This window comes from Pseudoalteromonas sp. SD03 (genome assembly GCF_040937955.1).
Lineage (GTDB): Bacteria > Pseudomonadota > Gammaproteobacteria > Enterobacterales > Alteromonadaceae > Pseudoalteromonas > Pseudoalteromonas tetraodonis.
Map to the genome: position 1 here is coordinate 1,211,886 of NZ_CP162514.1, position 20,312 is coordinate 1,232,197.

Annotated in this window: 18 protein-coding genes and 7 tRNA genes; 19 read left to right on the plus strand and 6 right to left on the minus strand. The window is 40.7% G+C overall.

Features of this window, described 5'->3' with window-relative positions; genetic code table 11:
- The first annotated feature begins 441 nt into the window (after window positions 1-441).
- The 4 genes from ABZP26_RS05615 (at window position 442) to ABZP26_RS05630 (ending at window position 2,491) form a co-directional block, all read left to right on the plus strand.
- On the plus strand, window positions 442-654 hold the full coding sequence (locus tag ABZP26_RS05615; RefSeq protein ID WP_008467122.1) for a calmodulin: 213 nt from the start codon (window positions 442-444) through the stop codon (window positions 652-654).
- Between the two features lie 160 nt (window positions 655-814).
- Window positions 815-1,027 carry an EF-hand domain-containing protein gene (locus ABZP26_RS05620; RefSeq protein ID WP_128583298.1) on the plus strand — a complete coding sequence of 71 codons (213 nt, stop codon included), beginning with the start codon at window positions 815-817 and terminating at the stop codon, window positions 1,025-1,027.
- A gap of 69 nt (window positions 1,028-1,096) precedes the next feature.
- A complete protein-coding gene (locus tag ABZP26_RS05625) occupies window positions 1,097-1,312 on the plus strand; it encodes a calmodulin (protein WP_013464551.1) in 216 nt (71 codons plus the stop codon).
- A 231-nt stretch (window positions 1,313-1,543) separates the two neighbouring features.
- Window positions 1,544-2,491 carry an EAL-associated domain-containing protein gene (locus ABZP26_RS05630; RefSeq protein WP_016899465.1) on the plus strand — a complete coding sequence of 316 codons (948 nt, stop codon included), beginning with the start codon at window positions 1,544-1,546 and terminating at the stop codon, window positions 2,489-2,491.
- A 31-nt stretch (window positions 2,492-2,522) separates the two neighbouring features.
- Here ABZP26_RS05630 and ABZP26_RS05635 read toward each other — a convergent pair whose 3' ends face one another.
- Window positions 2,523-4,136, minus strand: coding sequence for a M28 family metallopeptidase (locus ABZP26_RS05635; protein WP_138764353.1), 1,614 nt, complete (start codon window positions 4,134-4,136; stop codon window positions 2,523-2,525).
- Window positions 4,137-4,297: 161 nt separating this feature from the next.
- Here ABZP26_RS05635 and ABZP26_RS05640 point away from each other — a divergent pair, with 161 nt between their 5' ends.
- Window positions 4,298-5,668, plus strand: coding sequence for a Gfo/Idh/MocA family protein (locus ABZP26_RS05640; RefSeq protein ID WP_128583296.1), 1,371 nt, complete (start codon window positions 4,298-4,300; stop codon window positions 5,666-5,668).
- 53 nt (window positions 5,669-5,721) lie between these two features.
- Here the strand turns inward: ABZP26_RS05640 and ABZP26_RS05645 are convergent, their stop codons facing one another.
- The gene (locus ABZP26_RS05645) at window positions 5,722-7,299 is read right to left on the minus strand and encodes a LysM peptidoglycan-binding domain-containing protein (RefSeq protein WP_138764352.1); all 1,578 of its coding nucleotides are present in this window, start codon (window positions 7,297-7,299) and stop codon (window positions 5,722-5,724) included.
- Between the two features lie 187 nt (window positions 7,300-7,486).
- Window positions 7,487-8,260: a hydroxyacylglutathione hydrolase gene (gloB, locus tag ABZP26_RS05650; RefSeq protein WP_128583295.1), complete on the minus strand. Its 774-nt coding sequence runs from the start codon at window positions 8,258-8,260 to the stop codon at window positions 7,487-7,489.
- 53 nt (window positions 8,261-8,313) lie between these two features.
- On the opposite strand from gloB, the gene ABZP26_RS05655 reads away from it, so the two are divergent.
- Window positions 8,314-9,075: a class I SAM-dependent methyltransferase gene (locus ABZP26_RS05655; protein ID WP_008465729.1), complete on the plus strand. Its 762-nt coding sequence runs from the start codon at window positions 8,314-8,316 to the stop codon at window positions 9,073-9,075.
- Between the two features lie 14 nt (window positions 9,076-9,089).
- Here ABZP26_RS05655 and rnhA read toward each other — a convergent pair whose 3' ends face one another.
- Window positions 9,090-9,554 (minus strand): ribonuclease HI, encoded by a 465-nt coding sequence (gene rnhA / locus ABZP26_RS05660; protein ID WP_013464557.1) that lies wholly within the window; start codon window positions 9,552-9,554, stop codon window positions 9,090-9,092.
- Window positions 9,555-9,622: 68 nt separating this feature from the next.
- On the opposite strand from rnhA, the gene dnaQ reads away from it, so the two are divergent.
- The 11 genes from dnaQ (at window position 9,623) to ABZP26_RS05715 (ending at window position 13,527) form a co-directional block, all read left to right on the plus strand.
- Window positions 9,623-10,336: a DNA polymerase III subunit epsilon gene (gene dnaQ / locus ABZP26_RS05665; RefSeq protein WP_058154394.1), complete on the plus strand. Its 714-nt coding sequence runs from the start codon at window positions 9,623-9,625 to the stop codon at window positions 10,334-10,336.
- Window positions 10,337-10,345: 9 nt separating this feature from the next.
- The gene (locus tag ABZP26_RS05670; protein ID WP_128583293.1) at window positions 10,346-11,716 is read left to right on the plus strand and encodes a TIGR03503 family protein; all 1,371 of its coding nucleotides are present in this window, start codon (window positions 10,346-10,348) and stop codon (window positions 11,714-11,716) included.
- A 98-nt stretch (window positions 11,717-11,814) separates the two neighbouring features.
- A tRNA-Asp gene (locus ABZP26_RS05675) sits at window positions 11,815-11,891 on the plus strand.
- Window positions 11,892-11,918: 27 nt separating this feature from the next.
- Window positions 11,919-11,995: transfer RNA gene (locus ABZP26_RS05680), tRNA-Asp, on the plus strand.
- Window positions 11,996-12,036: 41 nt separating this feature from the next.
- Window positions 12,037-12,113, plus strand: a tRNA-Asp gene (locus tag ABZP26_RS05685).
- A gap of 31 nt (window positions 12,114-12,144) precedes the next feature.
- A tRNA-Asp gene (locus tag ABZP26_RS05690) sits at window positions 12,145-12,221 on the plus strand.
- Window positions 12,222-12,259: 38 nt separating this feature from the next.
- Window positions 12,260-12,336, plus strand: a tRNA-Asp gene (locus tag ABZP26_RS05695).
- Between the two features lie 37 nt (window positions 12,337-12,373).
- Window positions 12,374-12,450: transfer RNA gene (locus ABZP26_RS05700), tRNA-Asp, on the plus strand.
- 53 nt (window positions 12,451-12,503) lie between these two features.
- Window positions 12,504-12,580 (plus strand) — tRNA-Asp (locus ABZP26_RS05705).
- A 241-nt stretch (window positions 12,581-12,821) separates the two neighbouring features.
- Window positions 12,822-12,920: a helix-turn-helix domain-containing protein gene (locus ABZP26_RS05710; protein WP_016899469.1), complete on the plus strand. Its 99-nt coding sequence runs from the start codon at window positions 12,822-12,824 to the stop codon at window positions 12,918-12,920.
- A gap of 43 nt (window positions 12,921-12,963) precedes the next feature.
- The gene (locus tag ABZP26_RS05715) at window positions 12,964-13,527 is read left to right on the plus strand and encodes a transcriptional regulator (RefSeq protein WP_232311339.1); all 564 of its coding nucleotides are present in this window, start codon (window positions 12,964-12,966) and stop codon (window positions 13,525-13,527) included.
- Between the two features lie 63 nt (window positions 13,528-13,590).
- Here the strand turns inward: ABZP26_RS05715 and ABZP26_RS05720 are convergent, their stop codons facing one another.
- Window positions 13,591-15,534, minus strand: a complete 1,944-nt coding sequence (locus ABZP26_RS05720; RefSeq protein ID WP_058154396.1) for a S9 family peptidase — start codon at window positions 15,532-15,534, stop codon at window positions 13,591-13,593.
- A gap of 162 nt (window positions 15,535-15,696) precedes the next feature.
- On the opposite strand from ABZP26_RS05720, the gene ABZP26_RS05725 reads away from it, so the two are divergent.
- Entirely contained in the window at window positions 15,697-16,287 is a 591-nt protein-coding gene (locus ABZP26_RS05725) for an ATP-binding cassette domain-containing protein (protein ID WP_013464562.1), read from the plus strand.
- Window positions 16,284-17,396 carry a DUF6136 family protein gene (locus tag ABZP26_RS05730; RefSeq protein ID WP_368485453.1) on the plus strand — a complete coding sequence of 371 codons (1,113 nt, stop codon included), beginning with the start codon at window positions 16,284-16,286 and terminating at the stop codon, window positions 17,394-17,396. Before ABZP26_RS05725 ends, ABZP26_RS05730 begins: the two co-directional genes overlap by 4 nt.
- On the opposite strand, the gene fadE is transcribed toward ABZP26_RS05730, so the two are convergent.
- Window positions 17,397-19,859 carry an acyl-CoA dehydrogenase FadE gene (gene fadE / locus ABZP26_RS05735; protein ID WP_013464564.1) on the minus strand — a complete coding sequence of 821 codons (2,463 nt, stop codon included), beginning with the start codon at window positions 19,857-19,859 and terminating at the stop codon, window positions 17,397-17,399.
- Window positions 19,860-20,312: the final 453 nt, after the last annotated feature.

Here is a 20,312-nt window from a genome sequence, read left to right on the forward strand (position 1 = left end):
CAACAAAACGATAGTTTTTAAATCGTTCTTCAAAAGTTTTTATAAAAAATAATAGAAAAATTATTTTAGTTATTATATTTCAATGCGTTATGCGTATTATTTTATACCGTTAAAGTAAGTATGTCGGATGTGTTCAGAGTCGGTTTATTCTCATAACTGCTCTAAACATGATTTTTCCGGTTTTTTCATTCCCATGTCTCTTTTTATTATAATTTAACTTATTGATTTTAAATGTTTATTTATTTCAGCCTCAGTGGTTGTTGCTAAAAAGCAACAAAATCATGGTTTATTTTTATTAAAATGCTTCAAAATCATTCTAACTGCATGTTTTTAAATAACTTTAAAAACATGGCATCGAAGTTGTAATACCTAAGCTGTATTTAGCAAAAAACGTGATAAAGCACATCGCTTCATCACACAACCTAATGAAGGAATTACATTATGAAAACACTTAAATCAACACTGGTATTAATGGCTTTAGCTTCTTCATCAGCGGCTTTTGCAGCAACCGATTTTGACACACTCGATGTGGATGGCAACGGCGCTATTAGCCAAGCTGAAGCATCAGTTGACGCCTCACTTATGAGCCAGTTTACTGAGCTTGATACTGACCAAAACGGTGAGTTATCTAAAGCAGAGTTTTCTAAGGCGTAACCAGCTTTAGTGCTCAATACTACTACTGATTCTGAGTTGCCCAAGACAACCTAAATAGGCAAGGGAGCCTATGACAAAGAATCGCAAGGATATGAGGTTGATAGTTTTGAGCCAATTATTTTTTATTTGACGAACATTGCACACTTTGAAGGATTATATTATGAAAAAGTTACAATCAACACTGGTATTAATGGCGCTTGCTTCTTCATCTGCAGTATTTGCAAGCACAGACTTTGAAACGCTTGATGTAGATGGCAGTGGCACCATCAGCCAAGCAGAGGCATCGGTTGCTGCTGAGCTTATGGAGCAATTTGCAGAGCTAGATGTAGATGGTAATGGTGAACTTTCTAAAGAAGAATTTTCAGCGTACTAGTTTCCCTTAAGGATCTTTGAAAAGGACTTCTTACCATTTTAATTAAGGCATTTAGCCTAAGGATTAATTATGAAAACATTTACTAAAACACTCGCTTTAATTGCACTTGCTTCATCTTCAGCGGCTTTTGCTGCGGTTGACTTTGATTCTTTCGATACTGATGGCGACGGCGTTATTAGCCAGTCTGAAGCACAAGCTAACTCACAACTAGCTCAATTATTTGATGATTTAGATGTTGATAGCAACGGTGAGCTTTCAAAAGAAGAGTTCGCAAAAATTCAGTAATTACATTACGGATGAAAGCGTTTATGTAATTTATAAACGAGACATAAAAAGCAGCTAAGTAGTAAATACTCAGCTGCTTTTTTGTGCGTGGCGGGAAATAGTGTGTGCAGTTGTCACTAAAATAGTGCAATGGCATCAATGTATTTAATTTAATCTATTGATTTTTAAGTTCTTTAATTTTTGGTTTTAAACTTGCTTAGCTGTTGATTAGGGTATTTAAGGAGCCTAATTATGGCGAGAATGAGTTATATCAGTAGTGTAGAGCGCTATAACGAATATGAGCAGATAATACATAGCTTATTAGAATCAATTTTAATGAGTATAGATGACGGCATCGCTAATAATCGTGATATGCGCTATTTAACAAAGCATTATCCTTTTTTAGAATTACAATACTGTTTGGACGAGAAGGGCTCACAACAGGGCAATAACGTTTGTTTTAAACGTGCCTACAATAAAAAATTAGCACAGAGAGGCAATAATCAGGATTTAAGTGAGCGGCCTTATTTTTTAAATGTAAAAGCCTGTAATGCTATTTGTTTTACTGCGCCTTATATTTCTATTGCGACCAACCATTTATGTATATCTGCGATTAAAGAATTAAACAAACCTATCAATAATCAACATTATTTAGTTGTTGATGTAAGTTTAACGCAGCTTATTGAGTTTGTGATGGGTGATACCGCACGTGCGACTATGTCACCTTATTTTAAAGCAGGTTATGGCATTATTGTGGCGTGCTTATTTAGTTTGGTGCTTTTTTTACTCAACATCGTATTTATCGACATCTATGAATTAATAACTCACGTAAATAGTTCGTCCGATCCCCTAGAACCCTTTAGCATCATTATTTATATCACGTTAGCATTGGCTGTTTTTGATCTTGGCAAAACAATTCTTGAGGAAGAAATCCTCATGCATAAAGATATTTTTAGACACTCATCAACACGACGAACCATTACCCGGTTTATCTCTACCGTGTTAATTGCTATATCAATTGAAGCACTACTCACTATGTTTAAAGCCGCATTAGGGCAATCAGAGTATTTAATGCCAGCTATAGCGATGATGCTTGCAGTGGTGGGACTTTTAATTGCTTTAGCGATATATGTGTATTTAGGGGCAAAAGCTGAAACATTGCTTACACAGGCACGGGTAAAACTAAAATCCTCCGAGTAGGAGGATTTTAAATAGTAATGTTTAATTGTATTTATTGTTTGTCAGCGGTGCGTTTAGTTTTAAAGTCAGACTCGCTTGTCCATTTTGGCCAATCACCGTTATTCGCCAGTTGTGAGGCTATATCAACAATCAGTTCTACATCTTGTTTTACCCCACCTAATGACCAATCTGCTGAGTAATCGTCAGCTTCTTTATGGTATTTATGAGTGATGTAGTCAGGATCGGTATCACCTAGGCTCATAAACAGTAAGCTTGGCACACCTTGTTTGGCGAGTGAAAAATGATCCGATCTAAAAAATAAGCCATTTTGCGCACGAGGATCCAGTTTAACTTGACGTCCTTGCGCGTTTGCGGCTTTAGCTAAATAGTGTTCCATAGTCGAGAGGTCTTTACCGTACTGTAAAATATAGTCGGTGCTATCGAGTACGTTCATCCCATCAATATTTAGTAGGGCAACCATATTCTTTGTTGGGATCACGTCACCAGAGGCAAACTGCGCTGAACCAATTAAACCGGTTTCTTCGGCGGTGAAGTTGGCAAAAATAATCGAGCGTTTAAACGGTGTTTGCTGATGCATTTTTTGCATTATTCGAGCAATCTCAAGGGTGGCCGCGGTGCCTGATGCGTTATCAACGGCGCCATTATAAATTTTAGGACCGCTGTCGGTTTGTTTAGTGCCAAAGTGATCCCAATGGGCACTAATAACGATGTATTCATCTGGGCTTTCACTGCCTGTGATTTTTGCGACCACATTATGTGATTTTGCATGTGACACTTCGTTTTTAAATGCAAGGGTTGCTTTTAAATTCAACGCTTTAGCTTGAAATTGCTCACTAAGTGCTTGTTGCTTTAATTGTTGGTAATTTAAGTGTGCTGATGCAAATATTTGCTCGGTGGCATCGAGTGTTAGCCAGCCCATAACGGGCAATTCAGATGCATTGAGGTTGTTATCCATTAGACTGTATTTAGTGCCGGTATTTGAGCTTTCAACTACCCCCCAAGGGTATGCGGCAGGAGCTGTTTCGTGAACAATAAATACCGCTTTAGCGCCTTGGCGCGCGGCTTCTTCATATTTATAAGTCCAACGACCATAATAAGTCATGGCATTACCAGTAAATAACGTATCGTCTTGAGTGGCAAAGCCCGGATCGTTTACCAGCACAATAACGGTTTTACCAGTTACATCAATATTGGCGTAGTCGTTCCAGTTATATTCAGGGGCATTTATACCATAACCGACAAAGACCACATCAGAATTTCGAACATCAATAACTGGCTGCAATTGTTTAGTACGAGCAGTAAAGTCTTTACCCGCTTTAAAGCTTAAATCACCCATGGTCAATTGCATGTTTTGATCTGCGGTGATCATGGCCATTTTAACCGGATGTAAAAAATCACCGTTATAGGCACCAGTTAACCCTATGGCTTTGTATTGTTCACTCAAATAGCCAACGGTTTTTACTTCACCCAATGTTAAAGGACCGCGACCTTCAAAGTCATCAGAGGCAAGGGTTTTAATATGCTGTTTTATATTATTTAAACTAATGCCCGGACTGTTTTCGAGCGAGGAAGTGGGGGTTGCAGACTCTGAGCAACCCGTTAGTACAATAACTAAAAAAAATGTGATGGTTTTTATATAAGACATAATAAGTTAGGAAATAATATTTTTTCGACTATAACCCCAAACAATAACACAATGCGAATTTTTATCCCTTTTAAACCTATTTTTATGCAGCTTACCTCTTTGGCCCTTTACCCATTAATCGCCATTAGGTAAGTTAAAAATAATAACAAAAGGGATAAGTAATGAAGCAATTTAATCGTCGGGATTTTTTAAAGGCAGCCAGTGTAGCTGCCGCTGCAGGTGTGGTTAGTGGCTGCGCATCTAGTGGCAGTGTTCATACTAGCGCGCCTATGCAACAAGGGCGCTCCGTTATCGGTTTGGTCGCACCTAAAATGGATGTGGTGAGAGTAGGGTTTATTGGTGTGGGTCAGCGCGGGTATGGCCATGTAAAGCGTATGAGCCACATTGAAGGTACTCAAATAGTGGCTATTTGCGATACTCATACAGAGGTTTTAGAACGTGCCGCTAATTATTTAGTTGATACGGGAGTGGCAAAGCCTGCATTGTATAGTGGCAGTGAGCGCGCTTATCAACAAATGCTCGAACGACAAGACATTGATATTGTGATTATTTCAACACCATGGGCATGGCATGCGCCAATGGCTATCGATACCATGAACAGCGCAAAACATGCTTTTGTTGAAGTGCCTCTGGCACTGACTGTTGATGAAATGTGGCAAATTGTCGATACCGCAGAGCGTACGCAAAAAAACTGCATGATGATGGAAAATGTTAACTACGGCCGCGACGAGTTAATGGTATTAAACATGGTACGCCAAGGTGTATTTGGGAAGCTGTTACATGGCGAAGCGGCGTATATTCATGAACTGCGCTGGCAAATGAAAGAGCTTGAGCACAAAACAGGCTCATGGCGAACGCAGTGGCATGCAAGACGTGACGGTAATTTATATCCTACGCATGGATTAGGGCCGGTATCGCAATACATGAATATAAATCGTGGCGATCGGTTCGATTTTTTAACCTCAATGAGCTCACCTTCACTTGGCCGAAGCGCCTATGCGCAACGTGAGTTTGCTGCCGATCATCCCCGTAACCAGCTCAATTATATTGCTGGTGACATGAACACGACGCTGATTAAAACTCTCAAAGGGCGCAGTATTATGGTGCAGCACGATACGACAACCCCTCGGCCGTACTCACGACATAACTTAATACAAGGCACGAATGGCGTGTTTGCAGGTTTCCCTAATCGTATTGCCATTGAAACTGGTGGCTCAAAAAGTTTTCATGAGTGGGATTATGATATGAGCGCATGGTATGAGCAGTACGACCATCCCTTATGGACAAAAATGGGTGAAGAGGCGCAGCGCAATGGTGGTCACGGTGGCATGGACTTTTTAATGTTTTGGCGGATGATTTACTGCTTAAGAAATGGTGAACCGCTAGATCAAGACGTTTATGACGGGGCGGCATGGTCGGTTATTTCGCCGTTATCAGCCCAGTCTGTGAGTGAGCGTAGCCGCTCAATAGATATTCCCGATTTTACTCGCGGGGCATGGCAAACCGCACAGCCTTTGGGCATTGTAAGCTAAGCCAAATAAAAAAAGAGCGCATGCGCTCTTTTTTTATTTATTGGTTATGTTTATTAGCTACTTCTCACATCAACCTTGAGTTTAAGCTTTTGGCCTGGCTGTAAGTATTTTTGCCCAGCCAAGTCATTCCATTTAATTATATCGCTCACGGTTAAATTAAACTTAGAGGCTATACGCGCTAATGAATCACCCCGACGCACTTTATAAGTAATAGTGCGATTGGTGTTATTCGCTGACTCTTTAGGCTGATTTGCTGATTTATAAACAACCAATTTTTGATTTAAACGCAGTACTGCATTTTTCTTCAGCTTATTCCACTTAGCTAATTCACCTATAGTGACATCGTATTCGCGGCTTATGTCCCACAATGTGTCACCACTTTTTACCGTGTGTGAGAGCTTAGTACGCAAACTTTTATTAGCGGCCGCGCGTACTTGCTGAGGCAAATGTTCACTGTTAATTTTACCATCTGTTAGCGGCACTAAAATTTGTTGGCCAACACGAATTACGTTTGAATTAAGCTTATTTAATGACTTTATTGCATTGGTGCTAGTGGTAAATTTACTGGCAATTACCGACAGGCTATCACCTTTTTTTACTTTATATTGTTGCCAGCGAAGACGATTTTTAATGTCAGTTGCAGCCAATTTTTCTGTAAATTGCTCTACTTTATCGGTGGGTATTAATAAAAAGTGTGGGCCATCAGGGTCTGTTGCCCAGCGGTTAAATCCAGGGTTTAGTCTGTATAGCTCGGTAAGGGTCATGTCAGCCATGTCGGCTGCCAGCGCTAAATCAATTTGTGACTCAATATTGACCACTTCAACCACTTGCGCGTTAATGATAGGCTTCCATGACACATTAAAATCATCAGCGCGCTTTAATAAATCGGCTAATGCTAATAATTTAGGCACGTAGGCAGTGGTTTCACGAGGTAAATCAAGTGACCAAAAATCGGTAGGTAAATGCTTTTTACGATTCTTTTTAATCGCACGCAGTAAGCGGCCTTCACCTGAGTTATAAGCTGCAATTGCGTTCAGCCAGTCACCCTCAAGGGTTTTGTGTAAGTATGAGAGATAATCAAGCGCTGCGCGAGTTGATTGCACAATGTCGCGACGGCCGTCATACCACCAGTTTTGTTTTAAATCAAAACGCTCGCCGGTTGCTGGCATAAATTGCCAAATACCCGATGCGGTGCGATGCGAGTAGCCATAAGGGTCAAAAGCACTTTCTACTATAGGTAAAAGTGCAATTTCGATTGGCATTTCACGCTTTTCAATTTCTTCAACAATAAAGTGCAAATACGGCTCAGCACGTTTAGAGATACGATCTAAGTATGCTTGATGGCGCGCATAATAGTTACGCTCAGCGACCACTGGGCGATTTTGGGGAATATCGATAGATAATTGGTAACGAATACGCTCCCAAACATCGTCAAACACAGGGGCTTCCTCTTCGATATCGTTCACTTGTTGATATTGCGCGTTCATCATCAGCGCCGTGCTAATATCGTTTGGGCTTGCGCCTTCAAGCTGGTCTAGTGCCTGATTTTGTGAATCTGTGTTTAACGTTGTCAGTGTTTGACAACCGCTTAGCGTCATCACTAAGACCAATAAAAGAGGAGATTTATTCATAAATACCAATACATAGGGTAAAAAACTCGGCGAATACTACCCATAATGAGTCAACATTGCCACTTATGACCGTTAAAAGTTCCAAACAAATATGATTAGAAAATGTTAACTTGTTGTTTATTAACTAATCGTTTTATTATTGTTGTTGCTAGCGCATGTTTAACCTTGAAAGGTCAACAGGCCCAAATTAAAAATGATCTTTGAACTTTCTCAGACTAGCAAAGTTTTCCCAAGGTTCATTGTTTTTTGTAACTAAACAATATTCTTTTGGTATTAATTCTGTAATGTTTGGCAAATTACTACGCATAAAAGGGTTAATTTTCAGCTCATGGCCTATGGTACTTGGCAACGTTATTTCATCTTTATTACGCAATTCATCTACTTGCTGGCTGTAAGCGAGTAATTCGGGGTTTCGTGGCTCAACCGCTTTTGCAAAGGCCAAGTTTGCTTGGGTGTATTCGTGGGTGCAATACACTTTGCAATCACTTGGCAGTGCTCGCAACTTATTAAATGAATGCCACATTTGCTCTGGGCTGCCTTCAAATAAGCGCCCACAACCACCACTAAATAGGGTGTCGCCAGTAAAGGCAAGTGCATCATTAACATAACAAATATGATCGAGTGTGTGGCCAGGCGTGGTGATAATATTAAATGAGGTGCCTAAAACGGTAATCGTTTGGTCTTCATTTAAAGGCATTGTTATTCCTTTAAATGGACTGTTACTTGGGCCGTAAACCTCAACGTTTGGATACTGTTTTACTAATTGGGCAACGCCATCAGTGTGATCATAATGATGATGCGTTATCAAAATACCGCCTAGGGTTAAATTATACTGTGCTAAATGCTCAGTGACCGGCGCAGATTGGCCAGGGTCAACCACCCACGCTTGATTATTATGCTCGGTGGTTAAGCACCAAATGTAGTTATCAGAAAAGGCTTTAATTGCTTTGACTTGCACCATGTATCGTTGCTCTATAAAGTGGTATTTAATTAATATTATAACGAGCTTATATAATGAAACCAGCCCTTAGTTTTCAAGAAGGCCCCAAACCGTTGTCATGGCAACAGTTTCCGCATGGTGATTATTTACGTTGTGATATAGAACGCAAATTGTCGCCGTGGTTACCACGTATGTTTGGCTATCATATGCTTAAATTGGGTAATTTAAGTGGCGAGTTAGATACCAGCAAAAGTTCCATTAAGCATCAAGTATGCGTTGCAGAGCCAGGCCCTTATACCGGAGTGGTGGCTGACATAGACGAACTGCCTTTTTATGAGCACAGTATAGATGCGTGCATTATGAGCCATTGTTTAGAGTATCACTCAGATCCGCATCATATATTACGTGAGGCTCATCGTACGCTTATTCCCGGCGGTTATATTGCCATTACCGGTTTTAATCCTTTTAGCTTTTGTGGGTTAGCGCAATTACTGCCATTTAGTGGTCAAAAATTACCGTGGACAGGGCGCTTTTTTACCCCTGCACGCGTTAAAGACTGGCTTAATTTGCTTGGGTTTGAAATTGTGGCCGATGAGCGCTTTATTTATTCATCGTTGGCACGCGGTAACCGGTTGTCGCGGTTTGCGTTTTGGCGCAGCTTTACCAAGCAATATTTAAAACCTATGGGCAGTGTATATTTGCTGGTGGCACGAAAGCGTGTTGCGCCACTTACGCCAATAAAACCTAAGTGGCATGCACGGCCACAATTTGCGCCAATAAAAGGGGTAGGGCTTAGGCAGACCTCAAAGCAACATTATCAGCAAAATAAAAAATAGCATGATGTAGAGGGTTACGGTTGGTAACCTTCATCATCAATTAAGTTGTTGCCGCTGGCCGCATCACGGGCAAGGTCGTCAACAATTTCATTATATTTATGGCCACTGTGACCTTTTACCCATTTCCAAGTAACATCGTGCTCGGCGCAGGCTTTATCGAGACGTTTCCATAAGTCGACATTTTTAACCGGCTTTTTAGCAGAGGTTTGCCAACCGCGTTTTTTCCAATTGGTGATCCACGACTCAATGCCTTGTTTTACGTATTGGCTATCGGTAGTCAGGGTAACAGGACATGAACGATTAAGTGATTCTAGCGCAACAATGGCAGCTAGCATTTCCATGCGGTTGTTTGTTGTGAGTTTGTAACCTTGACTTAATTTTTTTTCGTGGGCTTCATAAATCATAAAAATACCATAACCACCGGGGCCTGGATTACCTAAACACGAACCATCGGTGTAAATCTCTACGGTTTTTTGCACTGTTTTACCTTGATATTATGTACAATAAAGTGATTATAGAAAGATACCAGAGTCAGGCTTAATTCGATATGGCACGCAGACAAATAGTTTTAGATACAGAAACCACCGGCATCGACCCTAAACAAGGGCATCGAATCATTGAGATTGGCTGTGTGGAGCTAATGAATCGCCGGTTAACCGGCAATAATTTTCACGTTTACATAAATCCACAACGCAGCATTGAAGAAGAAGCAATCGACGTTCACGGTATTACCAACGAATTTTTACGTGACAAACCGCTTTTTAGAGACATTGCCCAAGAGTTTTTTGACTATATTAAAGACGCAGAACTCGTTATTCATAACGCGCCGTTCGATATTGGCCATATGGATAATGAATTTGCGTTATTAAATCAAGGTTATCAAAACACCCATGATTTTTGTGGCGTGCTTGATACCCTTAAAATGGCGCGTGACTTGCATCCAGGACAAAAGAACAACCTGGATGCGCTTTGCCGTCGCTACGATGTTGATAACACTAAGCGGACGTTACATGGCGCCTTACTGGATTCTGAAATTTTAGCCGATGTTTACCTGGCAATGACCGGTGGACAAGTAAAGCTAAACCTAAATCAAAACAAAGATGACTCAAGTGAAGATCAAAAAGGCGGTATTAGACGCCTAAGTAGCGACAGGGCGCCTTTGGTAGTTATAGCAGCAAGCGAAGCAGAGCAAAGCGCACATCAAACGCGTTTAGACATTGTACAAAAGGAGGGCGGCCATTGTTTATGGCGCGCTGAATAGGGCATTATTATGAAAACGCTATTAGTAGTTTCACTGCTTTTAATTGCCGTGTGTTTCCACCCCGATGCACACAGCGTAAAGCAAGTTGAAGAGTTAAAAGGCAGCGGTAAACAAAATGAAATCCCGTTACTGGATAACCGTTTTCGTATAGATGACAAAATTGATGAAATAAAATTAATATTTTTTAGACGTCCTGGCTCGCCTGCCGTTATTTTAGTTAGACCCGATGGCACTAAGTACTTTGCAACCAATGCGGTAAGAAACACCAGCCTAGATTGGTACGACGAATTAAATTACGATCTAGTGGTTATTCGCAACCCTATGCCTGGGCCATGGCAAGTTATTGGCCAAATAATGCCACAGAGCCGTATTGTTGTAATTGGTGAGCTATCGCTTAAGGTTGATCCACTCCCTAAGATTCTTTTTCAGGGTGAAACTGTAAAGGTAACCGGTGAGATTTTAAATGATGGCGAGCCCATTCGCGCTAATCTTTTCAAAGATGCGGTATCGCTCAATGTGAGTTTTGTGAGTACTAATAATGAAAATTTTGAAAATTTTGGAGCGGGCATACAGCAAGTTACTGAATTTAAAGACGATGGCTACGGATTTGATGAAAGTGCAAAAGACGGTGTGTTTACGGGTGAGTTTACTTTAAATTTTACTCCAGGCGAGTGGCGGCCAGAACTTTATATTACCACCGATGTCCTTGAGCGACGAGTTGTTCAAGACACGATAGTTGTGCATGAGCCGCCTTTTAGTTTTACCTCAGTTGAAGCAACCGATGAGGGGGACGATCACCGTATTACTATAAATATTGATGAAAAGTTATTAAAGCCTGAAACCGTTATCATGCAAGGGAAAATTTATTATCCCAATAATGAAGAGCAAGTATTTTACTTAGACACTAATAACACCGCAGTAAGAGAACTGGCTTTACAAGATTACGGATGGGGACGTTACAACATTGAAATTTCTGTGTTTGGCTCAACAGTAAATGACAGAGAGTTTATGGCTACGTTGCCAACCTATTTATTTGAAATAGAAAGACCGATAGAAGTTATTCCTGAAATTCCAAAAGCGAGCCTCATTAAGGAAGAAAATATTCCAGAGCCTGTTATAAAACCAAAAGTAATGGCAACCGGTGTAATGGTAAGTTTAATTATTGGTGGGAATTTGGCCATATTATTTATTGGTTGGTTATGTATTCGTGTTTTTGTGCAGAATAAACCAATAAAACTTAAATTGAATTTTGCTTTTTTAAAGAAAAAGAAAGCAACCGAGGCAAAAAAATCAGAACAGCAAAAAACAACTGATGCAGAAAATGGCTCAAAAAATGACAAAACAGGTGAAATTTTAAACCTTTCGATGTCAGATGACTAAAAAACCTGTAAAAAAACAAAAAAGCCCTTGACGAAGTAGGGGCTGGTTCGTATTATTCACGCCGCTGTCAGGGGAGACTCAGACAGCAACGAAAATGCGGAGTGGTAGTTCAGTTGGTTAGAATACCGGCCTGTCACGCCGGGGGTCGCGGGTTCGAGTCCCGTCCACTCCGCCAATTTTCGACAATTTGTAAGTAAAAGCTGGAGTGGTAGTTCAGTTGGTTAGAATACCGGCCTGTCACGCCGGGGGTCGCGGGTTCGAGTCCCGTCCACTCCGCCAACACTTACACAACATATGGTTGTAAAACATATTCTTATTATGGAGTGGTAGTTCAGTTGGTTAGAATACCGGCCTGTCACGCCGGGGGTCGCGGGTTCGAGTCCCGTCCACTCCGCCAATAAGAAAAAATAACAGTTTAAATACGCGCTGGAGTGGTAGTTCAGTTGGTTAGAATACCGGCCTGTCACGCCGGGGGTCGCGGGTTCGAGTCCCGTCCACTCCGCCAACTATTTAAACACTGTTATATTACAAAATTTGTATGCTGGAGTGGTAGTTCAGTTGGTTAGAATACCGGCCTGTCACGCCGGGGGTCGCGGGTTCGAGTCCCGTCCACTCCGCCAACAAATTAAGTAATGACAAGTAAAAAGATATCTCTGCGGAGTGGTAGTTCAGTTGGTTAGAATACCGGCCTGTCACGCCGGGGGTCGCGGGTTCGAGTCCCGTCCACTCCGCCATTTGATATCGTAACAAAATTAGTAAGTGCATTACCCCATGCACATACCACTGCGGAGTGGTAGTTCAGTTGGTTAGAATACCGGCCTGTCACGCCGGGGGTCGCGGGTTCGAGTCCCGTCCACTCCGCCACTTGTTATTTCCTCAATAACAAGCAATAAATAATTTACTTATTAATAAATCCAAACATCATTTTTATCAGCTATCAGCTATCAGCTATCAGCTATCAGCTATCAGCTATCAGCTATCAGCTATCAGCTCGACTCTTATATACTAACCTGCTAATATTCTTGTCTATTCTTCAATATTCAGCTTCTTATCTCTGCATGAATTACCAAGAATCTAATCTCACTTTAAAAAAGGAAGCATTAAGATGAGTACATTAGGTCAGCAATTAAAGCAGCTAAGAAATAATAAAAAATTGAGCCAACCTGAATTTGCCCAGCAAGTAGGTATATATATCAAAACTTGAAAACGATAAATCAATTCCCTCGAATGAAATATTTAGAGCTTTATTGATAGCATTAGACCTTTCAATTGATGAGTTTATGAAGCCCCTTACCTACAGCCATGACAAAACAAGACTCATGCAAATACCCGATTTAGAGCTGTGGTTTAAAAGTAAAGCAGTAAAGAGCTCAGTCGCACAGCGTAAAATTATATACCTCGCTATGTTTCTGATTTCTTTTGGCTGTGCATTATTTTATGCAGGACATAAAAATTATCTGTTCAATGAGCGCTTTTACGAATATAAATCACTGGGTGTGATCAAAAATGATGAACCTCTAAATATATATACTCATTGGAGCAATTATATTATTGATTCAAACCGAGAGAAAAGAGAGGAAAAAACTCGTGAAATGCTGGCCAGAAGGGTACCCAGTTTTAAGTTAATGGATGAATACATCGGTGAATCATTTGTTGAAGAAGTCGAGGGAGGTAAACGACTTTATAACGTAAATGAACTCTCGCGAACAATACCACATGCAGGCAATAGTTGGTTTGAGTTTTTAGGTATTTTGGCTGCTGTATTTGGTTTGGCGTTCGCTTTACTGGAACCCAGATTAACCAAGCAATAAAAAAGTAATAAAAAGCCTGCGTACATGAAAACGCAGCAGGCTTTAATATAAATTGGCTTCCAATTATCCTTGTGGGCCAAATAACTCTTTTAAGTAAGTATCTAAAAAGTTGAGGTAGGCGTTTGAGGCGCTGATACGGTTTTCTTTTTTGCTAAAACCGTGTCCTTCATCATCAAATAATACATATTCTACTGGCACACCATTAGCTTTAACCGCAGCAACCAACTCATCGCTTTCAACTTGTAATACGCGTGGATCATTAGCACCTTGTATCACCATTAAAGGCTTAGTGATGTTATCGGCATGAAACAGCGGTGAAATAGCACGGTGACGTTCACCATCGGTGGCAGGATCGCCCATTTCATCGTAAAGCGCCTTTTTAAAGCTTTCCCACCATGGTGGAATTGAGTTCAGTGTGCGTACCCAGTTAGTCACACCAAAAATATTGATACCTACTTTGAACTCTTCCGGTTTAAAGGCAAGCGCGGCTGCGGTCATAAAACCGCCGTAGCTACCACCCATGATGCCGATTTTATCTGCATCGACCCAATCTAGGCTTTGTAAGTGTTTTTTACCGTAGATAATATCTTGTAGATCATCGGTGCCATGTTTTTTATCGTCTAAATGGAAAAATGTTTTACCATAGCCTGAGCTACCGCGGTTATTGACGGCAAAAATAGCATAGCCATGATTAACTAAATGTTGCTGCATTGCGCTATAACCAGTTCGGCTTTGCCCACCTGGGCCGCCATGCACCCAAATAAGTGCAGGTACTTTATTGGTGCTGCTGGCTTGTTTTGGTTTGTATAATACGCCCGGTATTTCTAAACCATCAAAACTTTTAAAGCGCACAATGGTGCTCTCTACTAAGTCGTTTTGATCTATATCTTCACTTAATGTGTTGGTAAGTTGCTTGGCTTCATTACTGCCAACTTGCCAAACAAATAAGTTGCTTGGTGAGGTATCTGAATTTAAATAAAACGCCATGGTTTTCTCATCGCTTGAGAAATTCACACCACGTAGATTTCCCGCAGGTAATTTAGGCATGGCAATTTCATCCCCTGTTTGCGTGTCTTTTACTGTGACCTTTGTGCTGGCATCAGCATTTACACCGCTTACTTGGTATCGCCCAGATTTAGAAAAATCAATAAAGCTAACGTCCCAATCATCTTTTAATGCTGGACTGTGCTTGCCTGTGGCGAGCTCATATTGCCACACCTCTGAAAACTCTCCTTTAGCGTCTGTTGAGTAGTATAAATATTTGCTGTCTACAGAGAAGGTCTCAGGCGTATATTGTGCTGGTGTATCGTGTTTTGAAATTAATTGCGGCTTGAGGGTTTTCTTATAGGTATCAAGAATAAACGTATCGCTGTCTTTATTGGTATTATTTTTAGACAGCGCAATGTAGCGTCCATCGGGGCTAATTGCGCCCACATCTAGTCCTTGTGTGTTTTGATAAACGGGCGTGACTTTATAGGTTTTGCTATCTACGCGATACAAGTCCATAAACTTGGCATCGCGTTGATTACTGGTAATAAAAAACTGACTGCCATCTTTAGTAAAGCCTGCAAAACTCGCGCGGGTTTCTTCCCCTGGGGTTAAATCTTTGATTGAACCATCAACTTCACGCACATAAACATGGTAGCGCTCATTACCGCCTGAGTCCTTGGTAAATAGTACACGCTCATCATTTGGGAAATAGCGAATAGGGTAGGTGCTGTCTTCAAAATTGGTTAGGCGCGTTTTGCTACCTGTTTTTACGTCAACTTCATACAAGCTGTAAATACCGCTTTCATCGCTACTAACTAGAACTTTATCGCTAGTCGGGGAAAAGCTACTGCCCATGATAGATGTTGTATCAAAAAAGGTTTTAGCGTTATAGGTTTTTACTTGTCGTGTTTGCTCAGTTGCCACAGGGGTAGAGGCTGAATTATTAGATTGACTGCAACCTGTTAATGCAATTGATACTGCACAGGTAATACAGGCAAATTTGAGGGCTTTTTTCATAGATACATTCCTTGGATTATAATTATGGACTTTTAGTGTTAACCGAAGGTTTTTTAAACGCAAGTAATTAGCCTATTCGAACTGCAATAAAGTGTTACAAACCATGTAGCCCACGAAAATAGAAAACCAGTTATAATTCACTTTCAAAATCAGGGAGTATTTATGATAGAAGTCATTGGGTTACATAAACAGTTTGCTGAAAACGTATTGTACAGTGGTTATAGTGTGCAGTTTTGTGCACCTAAAATATGCATTGAAGCGCCTAATGGCCAAGGTAAAACAACGCTGTTGATGATGTTGGCAGAGCTCGAAACGCGCCAAAGTGGGCAGATTTTATTTTCTAAAAAAGCATTAACCGAACCGCATAAACAAGTTGCTATAGCCTCAGACTGTATTGCTTTACCTGACTTTCTTACGGCAAAGCAAATTATTAACTTGTCCGTGAATACGCTGGGTTGTGATTGGCCAACGACAATAATAGATGGGTTTAATTTCAATGAATTTTTAAATACTCGTTTTGATGCGCTGTCGTCAGGTAATCAAAAGAAATGCCAGTTAATTTTAGCGCTTATGCGTGATGCACCTTATTTACTTCTAGACGAACCCAGCGCAGCACTTGATCAAGCCAGTATTCAGTATTTATTAGTACTGCTTGATGAATATCTAATAGATAAGCCAAATGGGCAAATAGTCATCACCTGCCATGAACCAGCGCCATTTATTGAGCGTGGCTTTGAGTGTATACCGTTATGATTGCAAATTTAAAACAATCAATCGGGCAATATCGCTCTTTTATGGATTATCGTTATCAGGCTTACAAAACTGAACTCACGCAATTATTGTTACAACTAAAAAGCTTTGGGTTGTTATTTTTAGTGGTGTTAGGCTCGTCAGTGTTGGGTTTGATATTGCTACTTTTTTTAGGCCTTGGAAAAATTATAGACAGCAGCGCAGCACCCCAATACGGTGCACAAATGGCTTTATTTTATTTGTTACTACAAAGTGTGATGCTCAGCGCAATGAAGTCAGCAATTAAAAATAGTAAGCAGCGGTTATTTCAGCAAACTATTGCACGATCAGTTTGGTTATATTTAGTCGATATTAAACTATTAACGCTCAGTAATGCATGGCTTATAGCCAGTGTATTAATTGCGCTAGATTTAACGCTATCACAATGGGTTAAAGTACCGCATTTTATTGTATTTATGTTGCTGCAGTTTAGCTTGGGCGTTTTGTGTTTATACAAAACCAGCGCACTGGTATATGGCTTTTTGTTTAGCACGATATTAGTGCTGGTTCCTATTCATATGCAGCCGCTCAATTATCATATGGGCTTTGCTTTATTGTTTGCGCTGAGCCTTTTTGTCCTCGTGGTTAATGTTAACGGGCGTATTGCAGTAAGTTCATTATTGGGCTTTTGGTTTTGTTATTTATTAAACCATTGTTGGACACTTGTTTGGCGCGTGTCGTTACTTTTATGTGTATTCATGGCATCAGCTGCGCTAATAAACGAACGTGCTGATTTAGTACCTATACTTGTGATATTAGCCATGGCTTTTATTGTACTCTTTAGTAGTTCATTGCAATTTGATTGCGGTAGGGTGTATGAGCAGTATCGATTGTTTTTTAAAACATGCGAGCAAGAACGTGCCTTTTATATTAGCCAGTTTTTACCTAGCATATTGCTGTTTTTATTAGCCACAATAAGTTATAGCGTTATTTTTGGTCACACTCATATTGTATTATTTGTCATTGGAAATATGTGGTGTGTATTACAGGTTTACCTTGCACAAAAAAAACCAGCGCATTATGCGCTGGTTTGGCTAATTTCAACAGGGTTGCTGCTAGCTTTACTAAACTAGTTAAGCGGCATCTGCCTTTTTAGATTTAGCTTTGCTATTACGCGCTGCTTTGCCGGCAAGTAAATCTGCAGGGTCAAAGTCGTCAACGTTAATAACGTCTAAGCGAGCTTGTTCAACAGCTGCTAACTTATCAGCTTCAGCTTGGCTTAAAATGCCGGCTTCTAAGCCCATTTGCGCCACTTTATCAAGTTGGAAGAATGGCAATTTAACGCCTTTCTCTTTACATACGCGTTCAAATAAAGGCTCTACCTCTAGCACATCTTTAAGCGTTTGCTCTTGACGACCTACAAGGTTAAGCGGCTCGTTTGTAAGGTATACATAACTTGCTAAACGATTACGCGTTTCGCTAGGCACTTGCAGTAATTGCGCTAGTTTATGCTCAAGTTTGTCGGTAGGTTTACGAACCGGGCGACCAAACGGGAATAACAATACTTTTAATACGCCACGAAGTGGTGCAGATGGCATATTGTTGATTAAATCAGCAAGCGCACGTTGACAGTGGTAAAGGTGATCCTGACAGCTCCACTGAACCAGTGCAAAATCTTCTTTTTTACGGCCTTCGTCGTTATAACGTTTAAGCGTTGCAGACACTAAGTAAAGGTAGCTTAATAAGTCACCTAAGCGTGCTGAAATACGTTCTTTACGTTTAAGTGAACCACCAAATACTGCCATACTAATATCAGACATAAGTGCAAGCGATGCACTAAAGCGTGAAGCTATACGATAAAACTCTGCCGTTTCGTCTTTGTACGGCACACTAGTAAAGCGAGCGCCAGTAAGTGCAAGCCACTTAGTGCGTACTAGGTTAGACATGGTAAAGCCAATGTGGCCCATTAGCGCTTTATCAAATACGTTAAGCGCTTCTTCGCGGTCTTCAATTTCACACGCACCTAGCTCGGTAAGTACAAATGGATGACAACGAATAGCACCTTGACCATAAATAATCATATTACGGGTCAAGATGTTTGCACCTTCAACGGTAATGGCAATAGGTGCACCTTGATAGCCACGACCTAAATAGTTATTTGGCCCAAGCATGATCCCTTTACCGCCTAGCACGTCCATTGCATGAATGGTGGCATCGCGCATTTGCTCGGTAAGGTGGTATTTAATAATAGCCGAAATCACAGATGGTTTTTCGCCTAAATCAACCGCGCCAGTAGACATACTTACTGCAGCGTCTGAGCTGTAAGCATAACCGGCAAGCTTCGCCATTGACTCTTCAACCCCTTCCATTTTACCAATTGGCAAGCGGAATTGACGACGAATACGGCTATAAGCACCGGTTGCTACAGCAATCATTTTAATGCCACCGGCTGAATTTGACGGCAACGTAATTGCACGACCAACCGATAAACATTCAACGAGCATACGCCAGCCTTGACCAGCCATTTCTGGGCCACCAATAATGTAATCAAGTGGTACAAAAATATCTTTACCGCGAGTAGGGCCATTTTGGAACGGCACATTAAGCGGGAAGTGACGACGACCGATTTCTACCCCAGGGGTATCTGTTGGGATAAGTGCACAGGTAATACCAGGCTCTTTAACGTCACTTAATAATCCATCTGGATCTTGTAATTTAAATGCTAGACCAAGAACCGTAGCTACAGGTGCAAGTGTAATGTAACGCTTGTTCCATGTAAGGCTTACACCCACTACTTCTTCGCCATTCCATTGCCCTTTACATACTACACCGTAGTCTGGAATTGAGCTTGCATCAGAACCTGCCTCTGGCGAAGTAAGAGCAAAACATGGAATTTCTTGACCGCTTGCTAAACGCGGTAAGTAATGATTTTTTTGATCTTCAGTACCGTAGTGCTGTAATAACTCACCCGGGCCTAACGAGTTAGGTACACCAACAATTGACGAAAGCAATGTTGATTTACTGGTTAGTTTTTGCAGTACACACGATTGTGCAAATGCAGAGAATTCTAAGCCGCCGTATTCCTTTTTAATGATCATGGCAAAGAATTTGTTATCTTTTAGATATTGCCATACATCCTGAGGTAAATCAGTTAGCTCATGCGTAGCTTCCCAATCGTCCAGCATACTACATACAACTTCAACAGGGCCGTCGATAAATGCCTGCTCTTCAATAGTAAGTTTTGGAACTGGATACTGATGAAGCTTTTTCCAATCTGGGTTACCACAAAATAAATCAGCTTCCCACCAAGTTGTACCGGCATCAATAGCTGACTTTTCGGTGTCAGACATGCTCGGTGTAACTTTTTTGAAGACCTTGAAAATAGGCTTGATAATATATTGCTGACGAATGCCAGTAACAGAAAGAGGCACTGCGATGATTAAAAAGATCACCCAGCTAATTAAACCAAAAGCACCAGCAAAGGTACCAATTAATAATGTTGCGGCAGAAACACCAAGTGCTGTGTTCCAACTCGCTCTGTGGTAAAGCGCAATGCTGAGCAGTGCGATTAAACCGAGTGTAAATATGAGTGTCATTGCTAATTCCTTAATAGAGGTCAGACCACCTCGTTTAGAGTAGCGCTAGTAACGCTAAGTTTCAAGTACATTACTTAGATTAAAGTGTAGTTATCGGTACGATTATTACAATGCGTTGTATGTTATACGAACAGTTTGGCTGTAATCGTTTATTTTGGCTTATCATAAAAAATATAAGCGTTAAAAAATCAATTAATCTAGTAGTAATATAAGTTTAATTAAGTAAATATACTTATGATTTTCAGTGTACGCTTATTAAAAATAGAACGATATTCTATGTTTAGCTTTTTAAAGGTTTATTTATTTTATGTGTGAATTACTTGGCATGTCGGTTTTTTAGATTTCATCCAGTATTATGTTGTCGCAACCCCCTGTCAAGCCCCATTTAACCTAGTCTAAAGCTGTTTATTTTGTCTCGTTCTGTTATTGTTATCGCAAGACAAACTGAGACCA

Coding starts and splice junctions, on each gene's coding strand:
- ABZP26_RS05615 (WP_008467122.1), top strand. CDS start 442: ATGAAAACACTTAAATCAACACTGGTATTAATGGCTTTAGCTTCTTCA.
- ABZP26_RS05620 (WP_128583298.1), top strand. CDS start 815: ATGAAAAAGTTACAATCAACACTGGTATTAATGGCGCTTGCTTCTTCA.
- ABZP26_RS05625 (WP_013464551.1), top strand. CDS start 1,097: ATGAAAACATTTACTAAAACACTCGCTTTAATTGCACTTGCTTCATCT.
- ABZP26_RS05630 (WP_016899465.1), top strand. CDS start 1,544: ATGGCGAGAATGAGTTATATCAGTAGTGTAGAGCGCTATAACGAATAT.
- ABZP26_RS05635 (WP_138764353.1), bottom strand. CDS start 4,136: ATGTCTTATATAAAAACCATCACATTTTTTTTAGTTATTGTACTAACG.
- ABZP26_RS05640 (WP_128583296.1), top strand. CDS start 4,298: ATGAAGCAATTTAATCGTCGGGATTTTTTAAAGGCAGCCAGTGTAGCT.
- ABZP26_RS05645 (WP_138764352.1), bottom strand. CDS start 7,299: ATGAATAAATCTCCTCTTTTATTGGTCTTAGTGATGACGCTAAGCGGT.
- gloB (WP_128583295.1), bottom strand. CDS start 8,260: ATGGTGCAAGTCAAAGCAATTAAAGCCTTTTCTGATAACTACATTTGG.
- ABZP26_RS05655 (WP_008465729.1), top strand. CDS start 8,314: ATGAAACCAGCCCTTAGTTTTCAAGAAGGCCCCAAACCGTTGTCATGG.
- dnaQ (WP_058154394.1), top strand. CDS start 9,623: ATGGCACGCAGACAAATAGTTTTAGATACAGAAACCACCGGCATCGAC.
- ABZP26_RS05670 (WP_128583293.1), top strand. CDS start 10,346: ATGAAAACGCTATTAGTAGTTTCACTGCTTTTAATTGCCGTGTGTTTC.
- ABZP26_RS05710 (WP_016899469.1), top strand. CDS start 12,822: ATGAGTACATTAGGTCAGCAATTAAAGCAGCTAAGAAATAATAAAAAA.
- ABZP26_RS05720 (WP_058154396.1), bottom strand. CDS start 15,534: ATGAAAAAAGCCCTCAAATTTGCCTGTATTACCTGTGCAGTATCAATT.
- ABZP26_RS05725 (WP_013464562.1), top strand. CDS start 15,697: ATGATAGAAGTCATTGGGTTACATAAACAGTTTGCTGAAAACGTATTG.
- ABZP26_RS05730 (WP_368485453.1), top strand. CDS start 16,284: ATGATTGCAAATTTAAAACAATCAATCGGGCAATATCGCTCTTTTATG.
- fadE (WP_013464564.1), bottom strand. CDS start 19,859: ATGACACTCATATTTACACTCGGTTTAATCGCACTGCTCAGCATTGCG.